We start from the raw sequence: 22,137 nt of genomic DNA on the forward strand, positions 1-22,137 counted from the left end.
GCGTTATTTCTCCGTGAGCTTCTTCAGGCTGGCAAGGCCGGCCTCGAAATCCTTGCCGATCATGCTGTCCATGTTCATGAACACCTGCATCAGCTTGGACATGAAGGGGGCCGGACCGGACATCGCCCATGTGACCATTGTGGCATCGCCTTGCGGCACAAACGTGAACTCGGCGGTGTTGTGGCCTTCGAAGGGGCGCTCGAAATCCAGCTTGATGCGAAGTTTTGACGACGCATTCGCCTCGAGGATCTCCATATGGCCGGCGCCGACATTATTGTCGCCGTCCCAGGCATAGGTCGCGCCCTTGCCTTGCGCGGTGCCGCCAAACGTCCGCTTCATGGCAGGATCGCGGTTCTCATAGGGTGACCAGGCCGTCCAGCGATGGAAATCGGCGACCTGCGGATAGATCGCATTGGCCGGCGCTTTCACGGCGAGGCTGCGCTCGACGCGGAACGTGTCGGGCTTCGTCAGGGCGAAGACGAGGACGCCAACGATTCCGGCCGCGAGCAGGACGGCGATGACGGCAATGGCTTTCAGCATAAAGAACTCCTTGGATGCTCGCTAAGGACGAAGGGGGATGGCCGGGGCCGACAATTCGGAATCAATAATTTGGACGACCGTCATGGCCGGGCATAGCAGTCCAAAGGACGGCGTCGCTTCCGCTTGCCTCTGTCCCGGCCATCCACGTTCGCGGCGCCGATCAGAAGGACGTGGATGCCCGGGACAAGCCCGGCATGACGGCGAGAGATGGGGGTTGCTCCCTACGTGACCTTCGCACCCTGCCTGGCGCCGCCATTGGCGCCCTTCGGCTGGCTGTCCCGGATCAGGCGATCGAGATGCATGCGGATGTGGGCGGCTTCTGCGGACGTGTTGGCGAGGGCGATGGCGCGGTCGAAGGCGATGTGGGCTTCGTCATTGCGGCCGAGCTGCATCAGGAAGGCGCCGCGCACGCCGAAGAAATGGAAATAATTGGCGAGCTTTGGCGCCAGCGGCTCGATCAGGTCGAGCGCGGCTTGCGGTCCGCGCACCTTGGAAACCGCGACCGCGCGATTGAGTGTCACCACCGGTGAGGGTTGCACCACCTCCAGCGCACCATAGAGCAGGTCGATCTGGGCCCAATCAGTCTCCTCCGGCGCCGATGCGCGGGCATGCAGCGCGGCGATCGCGGCCTGGATCTGGTAGGGCCCGCTGCGACGATGGCGCATCGCCTTGTCGATCAGCGCGAGGCCTTCCGCGATCAAGGTGCGGTTCCACAGCGAACGGTCCTGGTCGTCCAGCAGGATCAGCGAGCCGTCCGCGGCAAAGCGCGAAGCACTGCGCGCATGCTGCAACAGGATAAGTGCCGTGAGCCCCATGATCTCCGGCTCGCTCTGGAACAGCCGTAGCAGCAGCCGCGCCAGCCGGATCGCCTCCTCGCACAGCGGCTTTCTGATTTCGGCGGTGTCGCCGCTCGCCGAATAGCCCTCGTTGAAGATCAAATAGATCATCGCGGCGACACCGGCGAGCCGCTCGGAGCGCTCGACCGCGCCCGGCGTTTCGAACGGCGTCCCGGCCTCGGCGACCTTCGCCTTGGCGCGCGTGATGCGCTGCTCCATCGCCGCGTCCGACACCAGGAAGGCGCGTGCGATCTGCTTCACCGTGAGACCGGAGACGATACGGAGCGCCAGCGCGATCTGCTGCGTCGCCGGCAGCCCTGGATGGCAGCAGATGAACATCAGCCGCAAAATGTCGTCGCGATAGTGCGAGCCGTCGAGCCGCTCGGCGAGCGCGCCCTCGGCGTCGTCGAGATCGGAGATCGCCTGGTCGTCCTCCGGCAGCGGCTGCTGCTTCCGGGTGCGGCGCACCTCGTCGATGGCAACGTTGCGGCCAACCATGATCAGCCAGGCCGAGGGATCGCGCGGCGGTCCGTTCTGCGGCCAGGTCTTGAGCGCGCGCAGGCAGGCGTTCTGGAAGGCCTCCTCGGCGGTGTCGAGATCGCGGAAATAGCGCAGCAGCGCGCCGACCGCCTGGGGGCGCGCCGAGGTCAGCGCGGTCTCGATCCAGGCGGTATCGGCCTCGCTCACGTCAGATTCCCTCCGGGCCTGAACACGCCGACCGGACGCACCTCATAGGCGCCGCCGGGATTGGCCGATCCGAGGTCGCGCGCAACGTCGAGAGCCTCGTCGAGGTTCTTGCAATCGACGATGTAGAAGCCGAGCAACTGCTCCTTGGTCTCTGCATAGGGGCCGTCGAGCACCAACGGCGGATCTTCCTTGCGCAATGTCGCTGCCGCAGTGGTCGGCAGCAGCCGCGCCACGGGGCCGAGCCTGCCCTGCTTCGCGAGATCTTCCTGCACCACGGCGAGCTTCTTCATCACGGCCTCGTCCTGGTCCTTGCTCCAGGAGCCGACGAAGTCCTCGTCGTGATAGCAAAGGATCGCATAAAGCATGGGCAGCACCTTCTCTGAACGCTTGTTTTGAAGACGATCCACTATGCCCCGCCCCGACATGGCTGCGGAAAAAAACTGCAAGAAAAATCCGGCAGATCGTGCCAAGGAGAGGCACCAAAAGCGGAACCTTGTGAGGCACTTCGAATGACCGTGGGCATACTGGCAGTCCTGATCAACAGCACGCAGCAGAACTGGCTGCCGGAGCGCTGGAAGGCCCGGTTCGACGCGGTCTGCGGCGGGCGCCGCGTGGTGCTGCTGCCCGATGCCGGACTCGATCCGGCCGAGGTGCACTATGCCGCGGTGTGGAAGCCGGTGCCGGGCGATCTCGGCTCATTCCCCAATCTGCGGGCGATCTTCAATCTCGGCGCCGGCGTCGATGCACTGATGGCGGACAAGAGCCTGCCGAACGTGCCGTTGGTGCGCGTGGCCGTGCCTGATCTGACCGGCCGCATGACCGAATACGTCGTGCAGCACGTGCTGATGCACCACCGCCAGGAGCTTTATCTGCGCGAGTCGCAGCGCGAAAAGCGCTGGGAGCCGACATATCAATGGCCGGCCAGCGCCGTCACAGTCGGTGTGATGGGACTGGGCACGCTCGGCACTGACGCAGCCGATGTGTTGCGGCGGCTTGGTTTCCGCGTCGCCGGCTGGAGCCGCAGCCCGCGCAGGATCGAGGGCGTTGAATGCTTCCATGGCGCCGAGCAGATCGAACCGTTCCTGCGTACGACCGATATGCTCGTCAGCCTGTTGCCGCTAACGCCTGAAACAAACGGCATCCTGAACCGCGACGTCTTCACCAAGCTCAACCGCAAAAGCCCGCTCGGCGCGCCCGTACTGATCAATGCCGGCCGCGGCGGCCTGCAGAACGAGGCCGATATCCTGGCCTGCCTCGACGACGGCACACTGGGCGCCGCCTCGCTCGACGTCTTTGTGCAGGAGCCGCAGCCGAAGGACAGCAGGTTCTGGACCCATCCCAAGGTGCTGCTGACGCCGCACAACGCCGCCGACACCGACGCAGACGCGATCTCGGCCTATGTCGCCGAGCAGATCGCGCGGTTCGAGGCGGGTGGTGTGCTGGAGAACGTGGTGGACCGGGCGCGGGGGTATTGAGACCTCACGTGCCACCCGCGCCGTAAGATTCCTGATCGTCCGCCGATATCTCGTTCACCCTCTCTTAGCGGGAAGTTGATAGGCGTTGTTAATCAACGCTCAACGAACGAGTCGGACATGCGGGCGAGCCTCGGCCTCAGGATGCGGATCACGGTTGCGCTGGCGGTGACCGCGGCAGCGACCGCCCTGTTCGCCGTGCTCGGGGCGATGTGGATCATTTCCGGCATCGTCGACCGGGCCGACCAGCGCGAGCTTCGCAGTCACTACGGCGCGCTCCAGTCGCGAATTGCCGAGGAATCCCAGCGCGCCGCCGCCATGAGCGCCGTCGTGGCCGCGATGCCAGCGACGCAGGACGCCATGGCCAGACAGGATCGCAACGCTTTAATCGGCCTGTTCGGGCCGGTGCTTGCCGCGACCAAGTCGGAGTACGGCGTCGAGCAGTTCCAGTTCCACGTGGCGCCCGCGACCTCGTTCCTGCGCGTGCACCAGCCTGCTAAATTCGGCGACGACCTCTCGGGCTTCCGCAAAACCGTGATCATCGCCAACCAGGAGCACAAGGTCGTGGTCGGCCTCGAGGGCGGCGTGGCCGGGCTCGGCATCCGCGGCGTCGTGCCGATCGCGCAAGGCGACAAGCATCTCGGTTCAGTGGAGTTCGGCCTGACCTTCGGCCAGTCCTTCCTGGACGACTTCAAGCGCAACCGCCACGTCGACATCGCCTTCTATCTCGCGGACGGCGGCGGCTTCAAGCTGTTCGGCGGCACGCTGAAGGGCAAGAGCTTCTTCGACGCGGCGGATTACGGCCGCGCTGCGGGCGGCGACTTCACGGTACGGCAGGCCAGGCTCGACACCATGCCGGTAGCGGCGCTGCTCGGACCAATCAGGGATTTTTCCGGCAAGCCGCTCGGCGCGGTCGAGCTGGTGATGGACAATGCCGACTATGTGGCCTCCGCCGACCGTGCCTGGCTGCTGGCATTCGGCATCGCCGCGCTCGGGCTCGTGCTCGCCGCGATCGTCGGCTATCTCATCGCCCGCAGCATCTCGCGTCCGATCATCTCCATCACGAGCGTGATGCGCGAGCTGGCAGACGGACACCTCGACATCGCCGTCCCCGTCAGCAAAGCGAATGACGAGGTCGGCGCGATGGTGAAGGCGGTCGCAGTGTTCCGCGACAATGCGATGAGCTTCAACAAGCTCCAGACGGACCAGATCGAGGCCAAGGCGCAATCCGAAGCGGAGAAACGGCGCACCTTCGCCGCGCTCGCCGACAATTTCGAAGCCAGCATTCGCGACGTCGTCACCACGGTCTCCTCGTCCGCGGTCGAGATGGAGCACACGGCGCGCTCGATGTCGGCCATCGTCGAGCAATCGCGGCAGCAGACCGGCACGGTGTCGTCGGCCTCGGCGCTCGCCTCCGAGAATGTGCAGACAGTTGCTGCCGCCGCGGAAGAGCTGTCGTCGTCGATGAGTGAGATCAGCCGACGCCTTGCGCACGCAACCGAAGTCGTCGGCAAGGCCGCCAGCGATGGACAGAGGTCCAACGCACGCGTGCAGAGCCTGGCAGACGCCGCTCAAAAAATCGGCGACGTCGTCTCCTTCATCAGCGGCATTGCCGAGCAAACCAATCTGCTGGCGCTGAACGCCACGATCGAGGCGGCACGCGCGGGCGAAGCCGGCCGCGGCTTTGCGGTGGTCGCCTCCGAAGTGAAGGCGCTGGCAACCCAGACCGCCAAGGCGACCGAGGAGATCGGCGCGCAGGTGACGGCGGTACAAGGAGAGACCACCGGCGCAGTGGACGGCATCCAGTCGATCTGCGCGACGATCCAGGAGGTCGACGAGATCTCCGCGGCGATTGCCGCGGCTGTCGGCCAGCAGGGCACGGCGACGCAGGAGATCGCGCAGAACGTCCAGCAGGCAGCGGCCCGCACCGGCGAGGTGTCGCAAAACATCGCAGGCGTCACCGCCGGCATCGCCGCGACGGGAACTGCGGCGGAGGAAGTGCTGGGCTCGGCGATCGAGCTGTCAAAACAATCGCAGCGGCTGCAGGACGAAGTGGATCGTTTTCTCGCGCATATTCGCGCGGCGTAGACGCGATATCTCACTGTCGTCCCGGCGGCGGCTTAACTTTTAGCTCCGATCATCACGTCGATCGCCCCGTTCACGATCGCCTCCAGCTCTTTCCGCGATACCCGCGCGCGGGAGCGGATCGCGATTGAGTGTACGGTTGCGGATGCGATCTGTGCCAGCACGGCGGGATTGGCGCTCTCGGGCAGTTCGCCCTTCTCCTTGGCGCGGCGAAAGCAACTCGCAAATGCCTTGTCGAGCTCGTTAAGCCCGTCGAGCACCATGGCGCGGATATCAGGATCGCCGACCGCTTCGGAGGCCGCCGTGACCACGGTGAAGCAGCCACGCGGGCCGGTTTCGCCGGAAAGATAGATGTTCAGCGCGGAGGCGAAGATGCGCTCCAGTCGCAGTCGCACGGGCATCTCCTGGCGAAAGATCTCCACCATCGATGCGCGCGCCTCCTCGCGGTAACGCTGGTAGCTCTTGATGTAGAGCTCGCGCTTGTCGCCGAAGGCACCGTAGAGGCTCGGGCGATTCATACCGGTGGCTTCGCTGAGATCGTCGAGCGAGGTTGCGGCGAAACCCTGCGTGCGGAACAGGTCGAGCGCTTTGCCAAGCGCGACGTCGGGCTCATAGGCGCGCGGACGGCCCCGGCGTTTGGGTTCACTGGCGGCAGCTGGCGGTTTCGGTTTTTGTACCATTTCGCAAATTAATCCTTGACCGCGAATATAATATGCAAGATGGTACAAAAATCAATCTGGCCAGGTTGAGCAAACACCACAGGGAATTGCCCAAGGAGGCTCAAGATGGATCTTTATTTCTCGCCGCTCGCCTGTTCGATGGCGACCCGCGTCGCGCTGTATGAAGCCGGCGCCGAGGCGAATTATCTCGAAGTCGATCCGCCGACCAAGAAAGTGCTGAGCGACGGCACTGACTTCCGTACCGTGAACCCGATCGGCCTGGTGCCGACACTGCGCACCGACGAGGGCATGGTGCTGACCGAGAACGCCGCGATCCTGCAATATATTGCGGACCGCTTCCCGCAATCGGGCCTCGGCGCCGCAGCGGGCATCGATCGCACGCGGCTGCATCAATGGCTCTGCTTCATCGGCACCGAACTGCACAAGGGCCTGTTCATCCCGGTGCTCGACCGCAAGGCGCCGCAGGAGATGAAAGCCTATGCGCTGGAGAAGAACCTGTCGCGGCTGGACTATCTCGACAATTACCTGAAGGGGCGCGACTTCCTGCTCGACCATTTCAGCGTCGCCGACGCCTATCTGGTCACGGTCATCAACTGGACCATGGCGACGCCGCCGATCGAGCTCGCCAAATGGCCGAACGTGAAAGCCTATTACGATCGCCTGCGTCAACGGCCGTCGGTCGCGCGCGCGATTGCGGAGGAGTTCGAGTTGTATAAGGCCGAGCAGGCGCGGAAGAAGGCGGCGGCGTAGTAACACTCGGAATGAACTAGTGAGAGATCGTCCCGGCTACCTCGGCCGGGGCGGCACCCGCCGCGATGCTTGCGAATATATCGCGTCTGCTCCCGACCTGGCACCCGTAGCTATCTCGGCGCTTGCAGTACGACCCCGTAGCGGCCGTATATCCGATCGATCGTTTCGTCGTTTCGCAACCGTTCAAGCGCTCCATCGATGGCTTCGCGCAACGCATCATCCGGACGGACCATACCGACGGCAACGTTCCAGTTGAGATCGGCCACGCTCTCGTCGCGATCCAGAATGCGGAATGCCTTGCCTGGATGCGTCAGATTGAAATAGCTCGCCGCTGTGGGTGTAACCGCAGCGGCATCGATCTCATGGTTCAACAGGGCGTCGAGGCTGTCGCTCTCGAAGCCGAAGGTCGACGTAGGCACGTGCCGTTGACCGATGATCATGGCTGCGACGGATCCGACCTGCACCCCCACCTTGGTATGCTCATTGAGGCCCTGGAACGAAGCGAGCGCGCTGGATGACGGCACGGCGAGTGCGACTCCCGTGCGATAATACGGTTTTGAGATCCTCAAGCGGGTTTCGCCTTGCGCCGAGTGGTCAGCGATCACATCCAGAAGAATGTCGCAGCCGGCGCTCCGCAGCTGGTACTGGGTGATGATCCAGTCGAGCCGGAGCGAGACGCCGAGTTCGCGTGCCAGCGCCTGGCCCAATTCAACCTGAAAGCCGGGAGGATCGACGGCCTTGCTCGCGAAGGGAAGCGAGTTGGGATGGGCGCATAACCCGAGCGCACCGGACGAGCGGATCGCGTCCAGGGTTCGCGCCTGCGCCGGACCCAACAGTCCGATGATGGCGCCGACCATAAGCGGGAGAATTGACTTCATTCCGCGTTCTCGTATCGATGGATCGGGCCTCGGCGATTCAACCCTCGCGCGGCTTCAGGGCGCGGATATATTTGACGATCTGGTCGATCTGCGCATCGGTGAAAGCCCCGCCGAATGCCGGCATCGCGCCAGACTTGCCGCTCTTGATGCGGCTGCGCAGAAAATCGTCATCGCGTGGCGAATTCATCAACTGCGGTCCCTTGCCGGCGGCCCGGCCGCCGTCGGAGTGACAAAAGCCGCAAGTCCCCGCGAACAACTGCTCGACGTCGAACGTCCCGTTGTCCGGTGCAGGGGTGGCAGACTGCGCGTGAACCGGTGCGGCACAGAGCGACGAGGCGCCCAGCACCGCCGATAGCAGCGCGGTGATCTTCTTCAAATGCAATTTCAAGGTAACCAGCTCCATGTCCTGAAGCGCGCCCGCAACTTCAATGCACGGGAAGCAAGCTTGCGCCTGCTCCCCGGCAATTTGCGATGACCTATTTCAGGCTGAAGACGACGAGCGCCCCGTCGTCACGCGGCATGCTCTTGTAGACGCCGCCGAAGTTTGGCGCGTACTCGTCTGCCAGCATGCCGCCAAAGCCTGCGGCCACGGCAATGTATTGCTTGCCGTTGACGGAATAGCTGACGATGCCGCCCTGATGGCCGGTGCCGTTGTTGTGATTCCACAGCTCGGTCCCGGTTTCAGCATCGTAAGCATGAATGATGCCGCGGGAGTCGGGCACGAACACGAGATTGCCCGCGGTCGACAGCACGCTCCCAAGCGGCGGCTCGGGATAACGAACCTCCCACTTCTTGGCGCCGGTGATGGGATCGCGCGCGTCGAGATGTCCATAAATCTCGCCGCCCGGAGGAGGTGCCATCTTGAAATCGGCGCCGATGTTGAGCTGGACCTGTGGCGCCGTGACCGGCGTCGTCTTCTGGACGTCGAGCGTCATGCACCATTCCTGGCCGATCTTGTAGTAGAGCCCCGTCTTGGGGTTGTATGAGCCGGCGTTCCAGCTGATGCCACCACCAATGAACGGGCACAGCGGCGGTTCGGTGACTTTCCCCGCGGAGAAGTCGCGACGGCCGATCAGAGCACCCGTCTTCGGATCGATATCCTTGACGAAATTGATGTTCTCAACGAGCCGCCAGACATTCTTCACGGCGAGATTGCGGTCGTAGACGAAGACGAAACCGCCTTTGTTCGGATGCACCACGAACTTCTGGCCGTCGCGTTCGAGCATCACAAACTCGCCGACTGCGCTGTCGAAGTCCCAAGCGTCGTGCGGCAATTCCTGATGATAAAATTTCAGCTTACCGGTATCGATGTCGAGACCGATCACTGAACTCGTATGGAGATTGTCGCCGGGCCGCGCACCTTGCGTCTTGTAATCCGCGCCCGACCAATCGTAGAGCGGCGCCGGGTTTGCGGTGCCCCACAGGATGGTGTTGGTCTCGGAGTCGTAAGTGCCCGGCATCCAGCCGCCGCCCCCGCCCGTTCGCCAGGACTCGTTGCCCCACGTCTTCATGGCCTCGTCGGTGCCGGCGACTGTCAGGAACTCCCACTTCTTCTTCCCGGTGGTGGCATCCAGGGCGAAGATCGGGCCGCGGCCCGGCCATTCACCGCCTTGCGCTCCGATGATCACCGTACCCTTCGCGTACAGCGGAGCACCGGTGAAACCGACTGTGAGCTTCTGCGAGTCGATCAGCCGAGTTTCCCAGAGGACTTTCCCCGACTTCATATCCAGGCCAAGCGCCCTGCCATCCATGGTACCGACGAAGACCTTGCCCTCGCCGAGCGCGACGCCGCGATTGTAGGGAGAATGGGTCTGGCGGGCGATCAGCGTCTCGTCCAGTTCCGGAAAATGCGACCAGATCACCTCGCCCGTCGCGCCGTTAAGCGCGAAAACCCGGCTGTAAGAACCAGTGTAGTAGAGTATGCCATCAGCCACGAGCGGCATTGATTGCAGGCCACGGGTCGAGCGTCCGGGAATATGGAGCCAGGCAACGCTCAAATTGCCGACGTTGCTTGCATTGATCTGCGCCAGAGGGCTGTAGTGATAAGATTTGTACGAACCGTGATAGGTCAGCCAATCGTTCTGACCGGCGCTCTCGATCCGCCCAGTATCCACGCTTTGGGCCAACGCCGACGACACGATCAGCGTCGCGCCGGCAACAAGAGGTAGAGCAGACTTACACCAACGCTTCTTCATCCGTTCCTCCCGCTTTTGTGTTTGTTGAACTTGCGTCTTACAGACGGCGCCGCGAGGGATGTTTGCAGCTCGCTATGTGTCGGTTCTCTCCATCGCATATGAGTTGCCAACAGCTCTTGCTCTCTCGGCGGACATCGCCAAAAGAGCTACGTTCACTGGACTGGTTGCTGTTGCACTCCTGCTCGCTCTCATAGAGTACGCCGGATGATAGGGAGCGCAAAGATGGAATGCGCGCGCGGCGCGAATTTGACGCGCAGCGCGCGCTTGAAGCGTCAGCCGCGCTGACCGTTTCGTCCCCCAACTCTCAGACTGAAGCGGTTATCCGGACAGCGCGAAGCTGTCGCCGGAGGGTGTCGTCGCGGACAAGCACGACCGGGATGACGCAGACCGCTGCGCGCCGGCGCCAGGGCCCGAGGATGGACTTATCCGTACAGCACCCTCGGCAGGATCGTGACGATGCCGGGCCAGAGCGTCAGCAGCAGCACGAAGCCCACCATGATGAGGAGATAGGGCATCGTGACGCGCGCGATGTAGCCGAGGCCGTCCTCGGTCAGGCCCTGGATGACGAAGAGGTTGAAGCCGACCGGCGGGGTGATTTGCGCCATCTCGACCGCGAGCACGAGGAAGATGCCGAACCAGATCTCGTCGAAGCCGGCGCCCTTCACGATCGGCAGCACGATCGGCAGCGTCATCACGATCATCGAGAAGCCGTCGAGGAAGCAGCCGAGGATGAGGTAGAAGACGATCAGTGCGACGATCAGCATGAAGGGCGACAGCCCGAGCCACTTCACGAAGGCGGCGACCGCCTGCGGAATGCCGAGGAAGGCGGCCGCATTGCCGAGGATCGAGGCGCCGAGCACGATCAGCGCGATCATCGAGCAGGTCACGACCGAGCCGATCAGCACGTCGCGGATCACCTGCTGCGACATCGAGCCCTGCGCCCAGGCGACCAGCGCGGCGCCAAGCACGCCGACCGCGGCGGCCTCCGACGGCGTCGCGAGTCCGCCGTACATCGAGCCGAGCACGCAGGCGATCAGGAACAGCGCCGGCGCGAGATCCTTCAGCGCCGCAAAACGCTCGCCCCACGGCACCTGCGAGAGTTTGGCTTCCGTTTCCGGTACCATGCCGGGGTTGAGGGTCGTGTGCAGCATGACCCACCCCATGAAGGTAGCGGCCAGCAACAGGCCGGGCAGCACGCCCGCAGTGAACAGTTTCAGGATCGAAACGTCGCCAAGCACGCCGTAGATGATCATGATGTTGGACGGCGGGATCAAAAAGCCGAGCGTGCCGGCGCCGGCGAGCGAGCCGATCGCGATGTCGCGGGAATAGCCACGGCGCAGCAGCTCGTTGAGCGACATGCGACCGATCACCTGCGTCGTCGCCGCCGACGAGCCGGAGATCGCCGCGAAGATGGTGCAGCCGATCACGTTCACATGCAGCAGGCGGCCCGGCAGAAGCCCCGCCCAGGGCGCGAGCCCCTGGAACAGCGAACGTGACAAGCGGGTGCGAAACAGCAGCTCACCCATCAGAATGAACAGCGGCAGCGCCAGCAGCTCCTGCGTCGTCAAAATGTTCCAGGCGTATTGCGGCAGCAGCTTGTCGAGCGGGATCGAGCGGAACATCGCAAGCAGCAGCGTCGCGGTGAGCGCAAGCGTCAGGCCGATCCAGACGCCGCATGCCAGAAGCGCGAACAGGATCACGAACAGGCTGACAACTTCGATGGTCATGCGAACTTGAATCCGATAGCGAGCAAGGCGATCATTCGACGGGCGAGGCCTTCATGCGGTGATCCTCCAGCGGCAGGCCGAGCACGGCCTGGATCGCGCGCGCCAGGAACTGGAGCGTTAGCAGCAGCATGCCGAAGGTGACGACGGCCTGCGGAAACCACAGCGGGGTGTCGCTCGAGGTCGAAACCTGGCCGCGCACATAGGCGCCGAACGCGAACTTCGCCATCGACGATGTCAGGAAAGCCATGAAGCCGAAGCCGGCGGCGGCCGACAAGATTTCGATCGCGCGCTGAAAGAGGGCCGGGACGTTCTTCAGGAGCAGCACGACACGGATATGGCCGCCGACGCGCAGGGTCATGGCGGCGCCGAAGGTGAAGGACGCCGCCATCAGATAGGAAGAATACTCCCACGCGATCGAGATCGTGGGCGGAAAGAGCGGCAGGAAGTTCGAGAGGAAGCGCGTTGCGACCTCGCACAACATCAGCAGCGTCAGCATCAAGAGGCAGCCGCCACCGATCCAGCCGTCGAGCCGACCGAGACGGTCGATACCGTCGAGCAGGATGCGCAGCGGCGCCGGCGCCGCTGCGTTGAGACTATGCGGAGCCGCGGGCGAAACGCTGACCATGACCTGGCCTCAGCGCTTCATTTCGGCGAGATAGGCCCGCACCGGCTTGTCGGCCGCCGGCACGCGCTTGAGGAAAGCGTCAAGCTGCGGCGCGGTCTTGGCGCGAATGTCCGTGATCATGGCCCCCGAGACCGGCACCGCCTCCATGCCGCCTTCCTTGAGGCGATTGAGGCTGTCAACGTCCGCCTTGAGCGAGTTCGCCCAGAAGCCCGGCTCCATCTTCTCGGCAATTGCGGTGACCTGTTGTTGCTGATCGCTCGATAGCGCCTTCCAGGAATCGAGATTGACGGTGAGCATCTGCGACGACCAGACGTGGTTGGTCGGATAGATGTACTTCAAGAATTCCCAGAATTTTCCGTCGACGCCCGATACGGCCGAAGTGGAGACGCCCGAGACCGCGCCGGAGGCCAGCGCGGGGATCGTCTCGCCCCAGGGGATCATCACCGGCGCCATACCGACAACAGCCAGCATATCGACGGCGTTCTTGTCGGGCACGCGGATCTTGATGTTCTTCAACCCGTCGACATCGGCGACCTTGACCTTGAGGTGCAGATACTGCGTCGGCCACGGCACGATGTAGAGGATCTTCTGGTTGTTGCGCGCGGCGACCTTCTCGTATTCGGGCCGCACATATTTGTGCAGCACCTTCAATTCGTCCATGGAGCCGCAGAGGAAGGGAATGCTCTCGACGCCCATGAACGGCTCGTCGCCGACTTGCTGGATGTTGAGGACGTCGGCGAGCGGCACCAGACCGTCACGCACGGCGCGCAGATGCTCGGGGCCCTTGAAGCCGAGCTGGCCACCGGCCTTCACGGTGATCGCGACCGAACCGCCGGTCTGCTTCTTCACTTCCTCCGCGAAAGCAAACGCGTTCTGGGTGTGGAAATTGCCGTCGGGCCATACCGTCGACATGTCCCAGCTCACCGTCGCCGCCCGCACGCGGGTCGAGATGTGGCCGGCTGCGACCAGCGTCGCCGCGCCCGCAGTAAAATTCCGTCGCGTGATCATTGAGCCCCTCCGTTCGCTACGCGCACGACGCCTGAGGCGTCATCGCGTATACCCATAAACTGCAACCGCGTTGTCGGCAGACACGAGGCCGCTTTCGATGTCGTCGTTGACGGCTGTCGGCGCGCGCTCCCGGGGATCGCCGATGCCGGCGCCGCCTGGCGTCAGCACCACCAGCCGGTCGTCCGGTGGCACCTGCTGAAAGCCTTTTCCACGCAGCTTCTTGCCGGACTTCAGGCCGACATAGCCGGCCTCGCCGTTCTTGCCGCCATCGCGTCCGCGCGGCGGATGATCGATGCGGTCGAACGCCGCCAGGATGTCGAACGGTGCATCGACGCCGCTGCCGACCTCGATGATCTGACCGAGGCCGCCGCGGGTACGCCCTGCCCCGCCGGAATCCGGGCGCAGCTCCTTGCGCCAGAAGATCAGCGGCGTCTGTGTCTCGGCGATCTCGACCGGCGTGCCGCGCACGCCGCTGGGATAGGCGGTCGCCGACAGCCCGTCCTTCGCGAACCGCGCGCCGGTGCCGCCATTGGAGGTCACGGCCATCGAGAACCCGTAATTGCCGCCGGCGCCCGAGCGGGTCTGGCCGCGCACGTTGAGATTCCACAGGCACGAGGTGCCTTCCGCAGGCACGCGTTCGGGAATGATCTGGCGCAGGCAGCCGAACACGACGTCGGGCAGCATCTGGCCGATGATGTGGCGCGAGGCGACCGGCGCCGGCTTCGGCGCATTGAGGATCGCGCCTGGGGGAGCCGACACCGTCAGCGGCGAGAGCGAGCCGGCATTGTTCGGGATCTGCGAGGCGACGACGCAGCCGAGACCGAACACGGTGTAGGCGATGGTGTAGGACAGAGGCACGTTGATGCCGAACCTGGACGCGGCGGAGGTGCCGTCGAAATCGACGTGGATGCCTTCGTCCGAGATCGTCAGCGTCGCCGCCAGCGTGACCGGCGCGTCATAGCCGTCGACCACCATGGTGTTGCGCCAGGTGCCCTTCGGCAGCTTCGCGATCTCGGCCAGCACGGCCTCGCGCGAGCGGTCGCAAATGTAGTCGCCGAGCGTATCGAGCGTGTCGATGTCGAACTCGGTCATCATCTCGACCAAGCGCTCGCAGCCGACGTCGTTGCAGCCGGCGAGCGAATAGGTGTCGCCTTCGGTGTCGATCGGCAACCGCGTGTTGGTGCGGATCATCGCCATCAGCGTCTCGTTGACGACGCCCTGGTCGATCAGCTTCAGCATGGGGATGTAGAGCCCCTCCATGAACACGTCGGTGGCATCAGGGCCGAAGCCGATGCCGCCGATGTCCATGAGATGGCTGGTGCAGGAGAACAGCGCGACCGGCTTGCCGTCCTTGAAGCAGGGCGTAGTGACGACGAAATCGTTGAGATGGCCGGTGCCCATCCAGGGATCGTTGGTGATGTAGGCGTCGCCCTCCTTCATCGTCTCGATCGGAAAGTGAGCGATGAAGTGCTTGACCGATTCCGCCATCGAGTTGACGTGGCCGGGCGTGCCGGTCACCGCCTGCGCCAGCATTCGCCCCTTGAGATCGAACACGCCGGCGGAGAGGTCACCGCATTCGCGCACGATCGGGCTGAAGGCGGTGCGGAGCAGCACCTGCGCCTGCTCCTCGACCACGGCGATCAGCCGGTGCCACATGATCTGAAGGTCGATCAGGCTCGCGCCGCTTGCCTTGCTCATGATCAGGCTGCCTTCCGTTCCATGACGATGCTGCCGGCACCGTCGATATGGGCGTCGAAACTGGTGGAGACGAAGGTGGACGTTTCGTCCTCTGCGATCACGGCGGGACCTGCAATCGTCGCGCCCGGCGCCATGTCCTCGCGGCGGTAGAGCGGGATCTCGATCAGCTCCCCGGCCCGGCCGTCGAAGAATTTGCGCATGCCCGACGCCTTGCCGGCGGGCATGCGCGCCACATCGGCGACGCGCGGCGGATTGCGCGCCTCGGTGGTTGCAAGCACCGACCAGCTCAAGACCTCGATCGCAGCGCCCGGGATCGGCCGTTCGAACATCGCCGCATAATCCGCCTCGAACTTCTGGCGCAGGCCGGCCAGATCGGTCGTCGCCAACCGCCGGTTCGGCAACTCGATCGAGATCTCATGGCCCTGGCCGACATAGCGCATGAAGGCGGCGCGGCGCTCGCGGACCGGCGCGCCTGCTGCACCCGTCTCGACCAGCGCACGCGCTTCGGTCACCATCTCCTGGAGCAGGTCGGAAACACCATCGGTGTCGAAATCGTCGAGCCGGACATGACGGCTGCGCACCAGCTCGTAGGCGATCGGAGCGGCAAGGAAGCCAACGGCCGAACCGACGCCGGCATTGGAAGGGACGATCACGCGGGAGACGCCGATCTTCTCGGCAACGCGCGCCGCATGCAGCGGTGCCGCGCCACCGAAGGCGATCAGCGTGTGCTGACCGATAATCTCGCCGCGCTCGACCGCATGCACGCGCGCCGCACTCGCCATGTTCTCGCAGACGACCTCGTGCACGGCATAGGCCGCGGTTTCCGCCGATAAGCCGAGCGGCTCGCCCACGGCGCGCAGCAGCGCCTGTTTCGACAGCTCCGGATCGAGCTTGATCGTTCCACCCGCGAAGTCGTCGGGATCGATCATGCCGAGCGCAACGTCGGCATCCGTCACGGCCGGGCGCAGGCCGCCGCGACCGTAGCAGGCGGGCCCCGGCTCCGACGAGGCGCTCTCGGGGCCGACGGTGACGCGCTTCATCGCGTCGACATGGGCGATCGAGCCGCCACCGGCGCCGATCTCGACCATCTCGATCACGGGGATCCGCACTGGCAGCCCCGAACCTTTCAGGAAGCGCGCGGCGCGATCGACCTCGAACACGCGCGAGGTCTCGGGCTGGTATTTTTCGATCAGGCAGATCTTTGCCGTGGTGCCGCCCATGTCGAAGGACAGCACCTTGCTCTCGCCGAGACGCGCCGCGATCTGCGCCGCGAAAATGGCGCCGCCGGCAGGACCGGATTCGACGAGACGCACTGGAAAGCGCCGCGCCGTCTCGATCGAGGTGACACCCCCGCCGGAGGTGACAAGATAGATCGCGCCGCGGTACTGCTCGACCTGCAAGGCGTCGGACATGCGGGCAAGATAGCCGTCGATCAGGGGTTGCACATAGGCATTGGCCACCGCAGTCGATGTGCGCTCATATTCGCGGATCTCCGGACACACCGCGGACGATACGGTCACGGAAATACCGGGCATCTCCTCGCTGATGATCGCAGCCGTGCGGCGCTCGTGCTCGGGGTTGGCGTAGGAGTGCAGCAACGCGATCGCGACACTCTCGACCTTCAGCGCGCGCAATCTTGGCGCGAGCGCGCGTACCGCAGCTTCGTCCAGCGGGAGGCGGACGGCGCCATGGGCGTCGATACGCTCGGGCACGGTGAAGCGCAGCGATCGCGGCGCCAGCGGCTTCGGCTTGTCGATGGAGAGGTCATACTGGTCGTAGCGGCTCTCGGTGCCGATATCGAGCACGTCGCGAAAGCCGTCGGTCGCGATCAGCGCCGTCTTGGCGCCGCGACGCTCGATGATGGCGTTGGTCGCGAGCGTCGTGCCGTGTATGAAGACGTCGATGTCGCTGATATGCGCGCGCGCATCAGCGAGAATGAGCCGCATGCCATCGAGCACCGCCTGTTCGGGCCGCTGCGGCGTCGTCAGCAACTTGCGCGTCTTGCGATCCTGCCCCACGTCCAGCACGATGTCGGTGAACGTGCCACCGATATCAACGGCAAGCCGCACCTCGGCTCCCTCAAGCATTCCAAATTCTCCGTGCTGATCGTCAAGACTGAGGACAAAAGCGCAGCAATTTCCATGCCAATGGATGACGAGGACATGCGGCGTTCGGCTATTCTGCTTGGCACCTATGCAATAGGCAAGGCGTGTTCGCAGCCTGCGCGATCAGAGCAGGAATGCAAGCGCCGCTTCGCAGCGCTCCTCGACCTTCAGCGTCAGGAGATCATCGGCGCGGGTGCGTCCGAGATTGACCGCAGCGATCGGGATTTGCCGGTGCGCGGCAGCCTGCACGAAGCGGAAGCCGGAATAGACCATCAGCGAGGAGCCGACGATCAGCATGGCGTCGGCCTGCGCCAGATGATCCTGCGCGGATGCGACGACGTCGCGCGGGACGTTCTCGCCGAAGAACACGACGTCGGGCTTGAGAATGCCGCCGCAGGCGTCGCAGGCCGGGACCTTGAACGACGAAAAATCCGCATGCTCCAGGTCGGCGTCGCCATCGGGTGCATCGGCGGCATCGAGCGTCAGCCATTCCGCATTGGCGCGGCCGAGCGTCTCCTGGAATTCGCTCCGCGGCGCCTTTTGGCCGCAGCCCATGCAGCGGACCAGATCGAGCCTTCCGTGCAGGTCGATCACCTGGCGATGGCCGGCGGATTGATGCAGCCGGTCGACGTTCTGGGTCAGCAGCATCCCGCAACGCCCGCTGGCCTCGAGCCGGGCGAGTGCGTGATGCGCAGCGTTCGGCCTCGCCTGGCCGAACCTGCGCCAGCCGATCAGGCTGCGCGCCCAATAGCGCCGGCGCGTATGCTCTTCCGACATGAAGGCCTGGAAGTTCACCGGCTGGGTCCGCTTCCAGTTGCCGTGGCTGTCGCGGTAGTCGGGAATGCCGGAGTTCGTGCTGCACCCGGCGCCGGTCAGCACGAACAGTTTTTCGTGCCGGCCGACGAAATCCTGGAGCGGAGGGTTTGCCATGGCGCAGATGTAGGGCGCTCCGCCGGCTTTTGCCAGATCACCGCCGATCGGACAGGTCGAATCGCGATCAGCTCCACGTGCTCGACCTGATCGACCAGCCCGCCTCCGGTTGATCCGCACCCGAAACTTGGAGGCGCTGGCCTAGCTCGCCCAGTTCTCGCGAAACTCGGGAAACAGGGTCAGGCCTCCGCAGGCATAGATGGTCTGGCCGGTGATGTAACTGGCATCATCCGACGCGAGGAACGCAAACACGGCGGCGATCTCTTCCGGCGTGCCCACGCGACCGAGCGGAATGTGGCTGGAGACGACACCGCGCTTTTCCGGGTCGCCGGTCCAGGCCGCGTTGATCGGCGTGTCGATCGCACCGGGACCTACCGCGTTGACGCGAATGCCACGGCCGGCAAATTCGAGCGCCAGCGTACGCGTCAGATTGGCCATGCCGCCCTTGCTGATCGAATAAGCGAGATAGCCGGGTTTCGGGATGATCTGGTGCACGCTGGAGCAGTTGATGATGCTGCCGCCTGCGCCGCGCGCGACGAAATGGGCGAGCGCCTTCTGCGCGCAAAGCACGGCGCCGTTGAGATTGACTTCGATGATGCGGCGATAGGTTTCGACGTCGAGCGCCTCGCTCGGGGATTCCCGCTGGAAGCCGGCATTGTTGACGAGGCAATCGAGCCGTTTCCAGCGCGCCAAAATCGTCTCGAACATCGCGGCGATGTCCGGCTCATTGCCGACATCGGCCTTGACGATGACGTGGTCGAGCTTGCCATGGCCGCGGTCACCCGATGCCGTCCGCGCGAGCGCGAGCGTCTCCTCGGCCCCTTCAGGGTGACCGAAATAGTTGATGGCGACGGTCGCGCCTTCCTGGGCGAGCCGGATCGCGACCGCGCGGCCGATGCCTTGCGAGGCGCCTGTTATCAGCGCGTATTGGCCGACGAGGCGCGAGTGAAACGAGGTCGAACGATCGGTTTGTGGCATGGGTTCTCTCCGGGACGCCTGATCATCGACGGAACCGGCTTTTTGTTCCATCCCTCAGCGCATCGCTGCGATTCATTTAGCGCGCTGGGCCAGTGGCGAGCTTAGGATCTGGTAGAGGATGATGGCGCCGAAGGTTGCGGTGCCGATCCCGCCGATCGTGAACGCGCCGAATTTGAGCGTCAGATCGCCCGCGCCTGCGGTGAGCGCGACCGCGACGGTGATAAGGTTTGCCGGACTTGAGAAGTCGACCTTGTTCTCGACCCAGATCCGGCCCGCCATCGCGGCGATCAATCCGAACAGCACGATCGAGAGCCCACCGATGACGGGACCCGGGATCGAGAGGATCAGCGCGCCGAATTTCGGCGAGAAGCCGAGCACGATCGACACAATGGCCGCGAACGCAAACAGCAAGGTCGAATAGACCTTCGTCGCCGCCATGACGCCGATGTTTTCGGCATAGGTGGTGACGCCGGTGCCGCCGCCACAGGCCGCCACGATGGTCGCGAGGCTATCGGCGAGCAAGGCGCGGCCGAGATAGCTATCGAGGCTCCGGCCTGTCATGGCGCCGACGGCCTTGATGTGACCGAGGTTCTCGGCGACGAGGATGATCGCAACCGGCGCGATCAGGACGATCGCATCGACCTGAAAGGTCGGCGTGGTGAAGCTCGGCAGGCCGATCCACGGCGCAGCCGCAAGCTGGGTGAAGTCAATCGGCTTGCCGAAACCGAGGCCGTTCGCGAACAGCAAGTACAAAAGATATCCACCGATCGCGCCGAGGATGACTGGCAGGCGGCGCCACAGGCCCGGAGCGGCAACGGCAACCACGCCGATCATCAGAACGGTCGCGAGCCCGATCCAGGTGTCGAACGCGCCCGCGCTCACCGCCTTGACCGCCACGGGCGCGAGGTTGAGGCCGATCGCGGCGACCACAGCACCGGTGACGGCCGGCGGCAGCAACCTCTCGACCCAGCCAACCCCCGACCACATCACAATCAGCGCAATCACGCCGTAGAGGACGCCGGCCCCGACGATGCCGCCAAGCGCAATCGACAGGTTCGGATTCGGCCCGTGCCCGGCATAGCCGGTGGCAGCGATGACGACCGCGATGAAGGCGAAGCTCGATCCGAGATAGCTCGGCACGCGCCCCGCGACAATGACGAAGAAGATCAGCGTGCCGACGCCGGAGAACAGGACCGCAACATTGGGGTCGAACCCCATCAGCAGCGGCGCGATGATCGTCGAGCCCGACATTGCGACGCAATGCTGGAGACCGGAGACGACGGTCTGGCCGAGCGGCAATCGCTCCTCGGGCATGATCACGCCGGAGGACTTCAGCGTCCAACGCGGAAAATAGCCTTGCGCTCGCTCTTCGGAGCCCGTTGCAGTCGACATGTTCCCCCCGAGTTGCGGTGCAGCCATCAATCTTCGTGCGAACAGACAAAAATGTGATTGTCGCTTCTGCGGCGGCCATCACATGATGCAAATCAAACAAGATCAATACGTTCCGGGGCCCACTCTATGACACAAGTCGCGATCCAGCCAGCCATCCACCGCCGGCACCAGCCCTGGTACAAGGTCCTCTACGTCCAGGTTCTGATCGCGATCGTGCTCGGGGTGCTGATCGGCTATTTCTACCCCGATCTCGGCAAGGCCCTGAAGCCGCTCGGCGACGGCTTCATATCACTGATCAAGATGATGATCGCGCCTGTGATCTTCTGCACCGTGGTGCACGGCATCTCCTCGATGGGCGACCTCAAGCGCGTCGGCCGGGTCGGACTGAAGTCACTGATCTATTTCGAGACCGTCTCGACTGTCGCGCTCGCGATAGGCCTCCTGGTCGGCGAGGTGCTGCAGCCCGGCAGCGGCTTTAACATCGATCCCGCCACGATCGACCCGAAGTCGGTGGCGACCTACGTCACCAAGGCCAAGGAGGAAGGCATCGTCGCCCATTTGATGGCGATCATCCCCGACAGCTATCTTGGCGCCATCGCACGCGGCGATCTCTTGCAGGTGCTGCTGATCTCGATCCTGTCGGGCTTCGCCATTGCCTTTCTCGGCAAAGCCGGCGAGCCCATTGCGGAAGCGATCGACAAGGCCGCAAAGATGTTCTTCGGCATCATCCGCATCATCGTGCGTGTCGCCCCGATCGGTGCATTCGGCGCGATGGCGTTCACCGTCGGCGCCTACGGCCTCGGCTCGCTACTCAATCTCGCCGCCCTGATCGGCACGTTCTATCTCACCAGCATCCTGTTCGTGTTGATCGTGCTCGGCGCAATCGCACGGCTTGCCGGCTTCTCGATCCTGCGCTTCATCGCCTACATCAAGGACGAGCTGCTGATCGTGCTCGGCACCTCGTCGTCGGAGACGGTGCTGCCGCAGATGATCCAGAAGATGGAGCATCTCGGCGCGTCGCGCTCGGTGGTCGGCCTCGTGATTCCGACCGGTTACAGCTTCAACCTCGACGGCACCAATATCTACATGACGTTGGCAACGCTATTCCTGGCGCAAGCGACCAATACCCATCTGACCATCTGGCAGGAGCTCGGCATCTTGGGCATCGCCATGATCACCTCGAAGGGTGCTTCAGGCGTGACCGGGGCGGGCTTCATCACGCTCGCGGCGACGCTCTCGATCGTGCCTGACATCCCGATCCAGTCCATCGCGATCCTGGTCGGCATTGACAAGTTCATGAGCGAGTGCCGCGCGCTGACCAATCTGATCGGCAACGGCGTTGCCTGCGTCGTCATCAGCCTCTCCGAAGGCGAACTCGACCGCGACGCGCTGCACGAGACCATGGCCCATCCGCTGGAGATGGGCGAAGCGCTGGAGCCCGGTGGAGGTGCGTAAGACCGCGCCCGGTTCCGACGCGGTAGTTTCCCGGAGTGGAAAATTGATGCGGCACGCCTCACAATACCGGTGTTGGGATCACGGATTGATACTCAT

Annotated in this window: 19 protein-coding genes; 4 read left to right on the plus strand and 15 right to left on the minus strand. The window is 64.1% G+C overall.

The genetic code is table 11. The annotated features are described in order from the left end of the window. Window positions 1-3: 3 nt before the first annotated feature. The 3 genes from ABIB00_RS00120 to ABIB00_RS00130 all read right to left on the minus strand — a co-directional run bounded on the left by ABIB00_RS00120 (window position 4) and on the right by ABIB00_RS00130 (window position 2,428). Complete coding sequence (locus tag ABIB00_RS00120) at window positions 4-540, minus strand: SRPBCC family protein (protein WP_247447476.1); 537 nt, start codon at window positions 538-540, stop codon at window positions 4-6. A gap of 221 nt (window positions 541-761) precedes the next feature. Further along, window positions 762-2,063, minus strand: coding sequence for an RNA polymerase sigma factor (locus ABIB00_RS00125; RefSeq protein ID WP_354102962.1), 1,302 nt, complete (start codon window positions 2,061-2,063; stop codon window positions 762-764). Beyond that, window positions 2,060-2,428 (minus strand): YciI family protein, encoded by a 369-nt coding sequence (locus ABIB00_RS00130; RefSeq protein ID WP_211394665.1) that lies wholly within the window; start codon window positions 2,426-2,428, stop codon window positions 2,060-2,062. The genes ABIB00_RS00125 and ABIB00_RS00130 overlap by 4 nt, the downstream gene beginning before the upstream one ends. 144 nt (window positions 2,429-2,572) lie before the next feature. Between ABIB00_RS00130 and ABIB00_RS00135 the strand changes: the two genes are divergently transcribed. Continuing rightward, entirely contained in the window at window positions 2,573-3,538 is a 966-nt protein-coding gene (locus ABIB00_RS00135; RefSeq protein WP_354102963.1) for a 2-hydroxyacid dehydrogenase, read from the plus strand. 117 nt (window positions 3,539-3,655) lie between these two features. Next, window positions 3,656-5,623 carry a methyl-accepting chemotaxis protein gene (locus tag ABIB00_RS00140; protein WP_354102964.1) on the plus strand — a complete coding sequence of 656 codons (1,968 nt, stop codon included), beginning with the start codon at window positions 3,656-3,658 and terminating at the stop codon, window positions 5,621-5,623. A gap of 32 nt (window positions 5,624-5,655) precedes the next feature. On the opposite strand, the gene ABIB00_RS00145 is transcribed toward ABIB00_RS00140, so the two are convergent. Continuing rightward, on the minus strand, window positions 5,656-6,300 hold the full coding sequence (locus ABIB00_RS00145) for a TetR/AcrR family transcriptional regulator (protein ID WP_354102965.1): 645 nt from the start codon (window positions 6,298-6,300) through the stop codon (window positions 5,656-5,658). Window positions 6,301-6,405: 105 nt separating this feature from the next. Between ABIB00_RS00145 and ABIB00_RS00150 the strand changes: the two genes are divergently transcribed. Further along, window positions 6,406-7,050, plus strand: coding sequence for a glutathione binding-like protein (locus tag ABIB00_RS00150; protein ID WP_354102966.1), 645 nt, complete (start codon window positions 6,406-6,408; stop codon window positions 7,048-7,050). Window positions 7,051-7,160: 110 nt separating this feature from the next. On the opposite strand, the gene ABIB00_RS00155 is transcribed toward ABIB00_RS00150, so the two are convergent. The 11 genes from ABIB00_RS00155 to ABIB00_RS00205 all read right to left on the minus strand — a co-directional run bounded on the left by ABIB00_RS00155 (window position 7,161) and on the right by ABIB00_RS00205 (window position 20,586). Beyond that, window positions 7,161-7,928 carry a substrate-binding periplasmic protein gene (locus ABIB00_RS00155; protein WP_354102967.1) on the minus strand — a complete coding sequence of 256 codons (768 nt, stop codon included), beginning with the start codon at window positions 7,926-7,928 and terminating at the stop codon, window positions 7,161-7,163. 37 nt (window positions 7,929-7,965) lie between these two features. Beyond that, a complete protein-coding gene (locus ABIB00_RS00160; protein WP_354102968.1) occupies window positions 7,966-8,316 on the minus strand; it encodes a c-type cytochrome in 351 nt (116 codons plus the stop codon). 88 nt (window positions 8,317-8,404) lie between these two features. Beyond that, on the minus strand, window positions 8,405-10,123 hold the full coding sequence (locus ABIB00_RS00165; RefSeq protein ID WP_354102969.1) for a pyrroloquinoline quinone-dependent dehydrogenase: 1,719 nt from the start codon (window positions 10,121-10,123) through the stop codon (window positions 8,405-8,407). 422 nt (window positions 10,124-10,545) lie between these two features. Beyond that, window positions 10,546-11,850, minus strand: coding sequence for a TRAP transporter large permease (locus ABIB00_RS00170; RefSeq protein WP_354102970.1), 1,305 nt, complete (start codon window positions 11,848-11,850; stop codon window positions 10,546-10,548). A 31-nt stretch (window positions 11,851-11,881) separates the two neighbouring features. Then, a complete protein-coding gene (locus tag ABIB00_RS00175; RefSeq protein WP_354102971.1) occupies window positions 11,882-12,475 on the minus strand; it encodes a TRAP transporter small permease subunit in 594 nt (197 codons plus the stop codon). Window positions 12,476-12,484: 9 nt separating this feature from the next. Then, window positions 12,485-13,483 carry a TRAP transporter substrate-binding protein gene (locus ABIB00_RS00180; RefSeq protein ID WP_354102972.1) on the minus strand — a complete coding sequence of 333 codons (999 nt, stop codon included), beginning with the start codon at window positions 13,481-13,483 and terminating at the stop codon, window positions 12,485-12,487. Between the two features lie 39 nt (window positions 13,484-13,522). Beyond that, window positions 13,523-15,181 (minus strand): hydantoinase B/oxoprolinase family protein, encoded by a 1,659-nt coding sequence (locus ABIB00_RS00185; RefSeq protein ID WP_354102973.1) that lies wholly within the window; start codon window positions 15,179-15,181, stop codon window positions 13,523-13,525. Between the two features lie 2 nt (window positions 15,182-15,183). Next, window positions 15,184-17,268, minus strand: coding sequence for a hydantoinase/oxoprolinase family protein (locus tag ABIB00_RS00190; RefSeq protein WP_354102974.1), 2,085 nt, complete (start codon window positions 17,266-17,268; stop codon window positions 15,184-15,186). A 141-nt stretch (window positions 17,269-17,409) separates the two neighbouring features. After that, entirely contained in the window at window positions 17,410-18,216 is an 807-nt protein-coding gene (locus ABIB00_RS00195; protein ID WP_354045079.1) for an NAD-dependent protein deacetylase, read from the minus strand. 141 nt (window positions 18,217-18,357) lie between these two features. Beyond that, window positions 18,358-19,194, minus strand: coding sequence for an SDR family oxidoreductase (locus ABIB00_RS00200; RefSeq protein WP_354102975.1), 837 nt, complete (start codon window positions 19,192-19,194; stop codon window positions 18,358-18,360). Window positions 19,195-19,266: 72 nt separating this feature from the next. Further along, entirely contained in the window at window positions 19,267-20,586 is a 1,320-nt protein-coding gene (locus ABIB00_RS00205) for a solute carrier family 23 protein (protein ID WP_354102976.1), read from the minus strand. Between the two features lie 126 nt (window positions 20,587-20,712). On the opposite strand from ABIB00_RS00205, the gene ABIB00_RS00210 reads away from it, so the two are divergent. After that, complete coding sequence (locus ABIB00_RS00210; RefSeq protein ID WP_247342926.1) at window positions 20,713-22,041, plus strand: dicarboxylate/amino acid:cation symporter; 1,329 nt, start codon at window positions 20,713-20,715, stop codon at window positions 22,039-22,041. Window positions 22,042-22,137 lie beyond the last annotated feature (96 nt).

This window comes from Bradyrhizobium sp. LB14.3, assembly GCF_040547985.1.
Lineage (GTDB): Bacteria > Pseudomonadota > Alphaproteobacteria > Rhizobiales > Xanthobacteraceae > Bradyrhizobium.

Excerpts from the sequence above, each read along its gene's own strand:
- ABIB00_RS00120 (WP_247447476.1), bottom strand. The coding sequence starts at position 540 with ATGCTGAAAGCCATTGCCGTCATCGCCGTCCTGCTCGCGGCCGGAATC.
- ABIB00_RS00130 (WP_211394665.1), bottom strand. The coding sequence starts at position 2,428 with ATGCTTTATGCGATCCTTTGCTATCACGACGAGGACTTCGTCGGCTCC.
- ABIB00_RS00135 (WP_354102963.1), top strand. The coding sequence starts at position 2,573 with ATGACCGTGGGCATACTGGCAGTCCTGATCAACAGCACGCAGCAGAAC.
- ABIB00_RS00140 (WP_354102964.1), top strand. The coding sequence starts at position 3,656 with ATGCGGGCGAGCCTCGGCCTCAGGATGCGGATCACGGTTGCGCTGGCG.
- ABIB00_RS00145 (WP_354102965.1), bottom strand. The coding sequence starts at position 6,300 with ATGGTACAAAAACCGAAACCGCCAGCTGCCGCCAGTGAACCCAAACGC.
- ABIB00_RS00150 (WP_354102966.1), top strand. The coding sequence starts at position 6,406 with ATGGATCTTTATTTCTCGCCGCTCGCCTGTTCGATGGCGACCCGCGTC.
- ABIB00_RS00155 (WP_354102967.1), bottom strand. The coding sequence starts at position 7,928 with ATGAAGTCAATTCTCCCGCTTATGGTCGGCGCCATCATCGGACTGTTG.
- ABIB00_RS00165 (WP_354102969.1), bottom strand. The coding sequence starts at position 10,123 with ATGAAGAAGCGTTGGTGTAAGTCTGCTCTACCTCTTGTTGCCGGCGCG.
- ABIB00_RS00170 (WP_354102970.1), bottom strand. The coding sequence starts at position 11,850 with ATGACCATCGAAGTTGTCAGCCTGTTCGTGATCCTGTTCGCGCTTCTG.
- ABIB00_RS00175 (WP_354102971.1), bottom strand. The coding sequence starts at position 12,475 with ATGGTCAGCGTTTCGCCCGCGGCTCCGCATAGTCTCAACGCAGCGGCG.
- ABIB00_RS00180 (WP_354102972.1), bottom strand. The coding sequence starts at position 13,483 with ATGATCACGCGACGGAATTTTACTGCGGGCGCGGCGACGCTGGTCGCA.
- ABIB00_RS00185 (WP_354102973.1), bottom strand. The coding sequence starts at position 15,181 with ATGAGCAAGGCAAGCGGCGCGAGCCTGATCGACCTTCAGATCATGTGG.
- ABIB00_RS00190 (WP_354102974.1), bottom strand. The coding sequence starts at position 17,268 with ATGCTTGAGGGAGCCGAGGTGCGGCTTGCCGTTGATATCGGTGGCACG.
- ABIB00_RS00195 (WP_354045079.1), bottom strand. The coding sequence starts at position 18,216 with ATGGCAAACCCTCCGCTCCAGGATTTCGTCGGCCGGCACGAAAAACTG.
- ABIB00_RS00200 (WP_354102975.1), bottom strand. The coding sequence starts at position 19,194 with ATGCCACAAACCGATCGTTCGACCTCGTTTCACTCGCGCCTCGTCGGC.
- ABIB00_RS00205 (WP_354102976.1), bottom strand. The coding sequence starts at position 20,586 with ATGTCGACTGCAACGGGCTCCGAAGAGCGAGCGCAAGGCTATTTTCCG.
- ABIB00_RS00210 (WP_247342926.1), top strand. The coding sequence starts at position 20,713 with ATGACACAAGTCGCGATCCAGCCAGCCATCCACCGCCGGCACCAGCCC.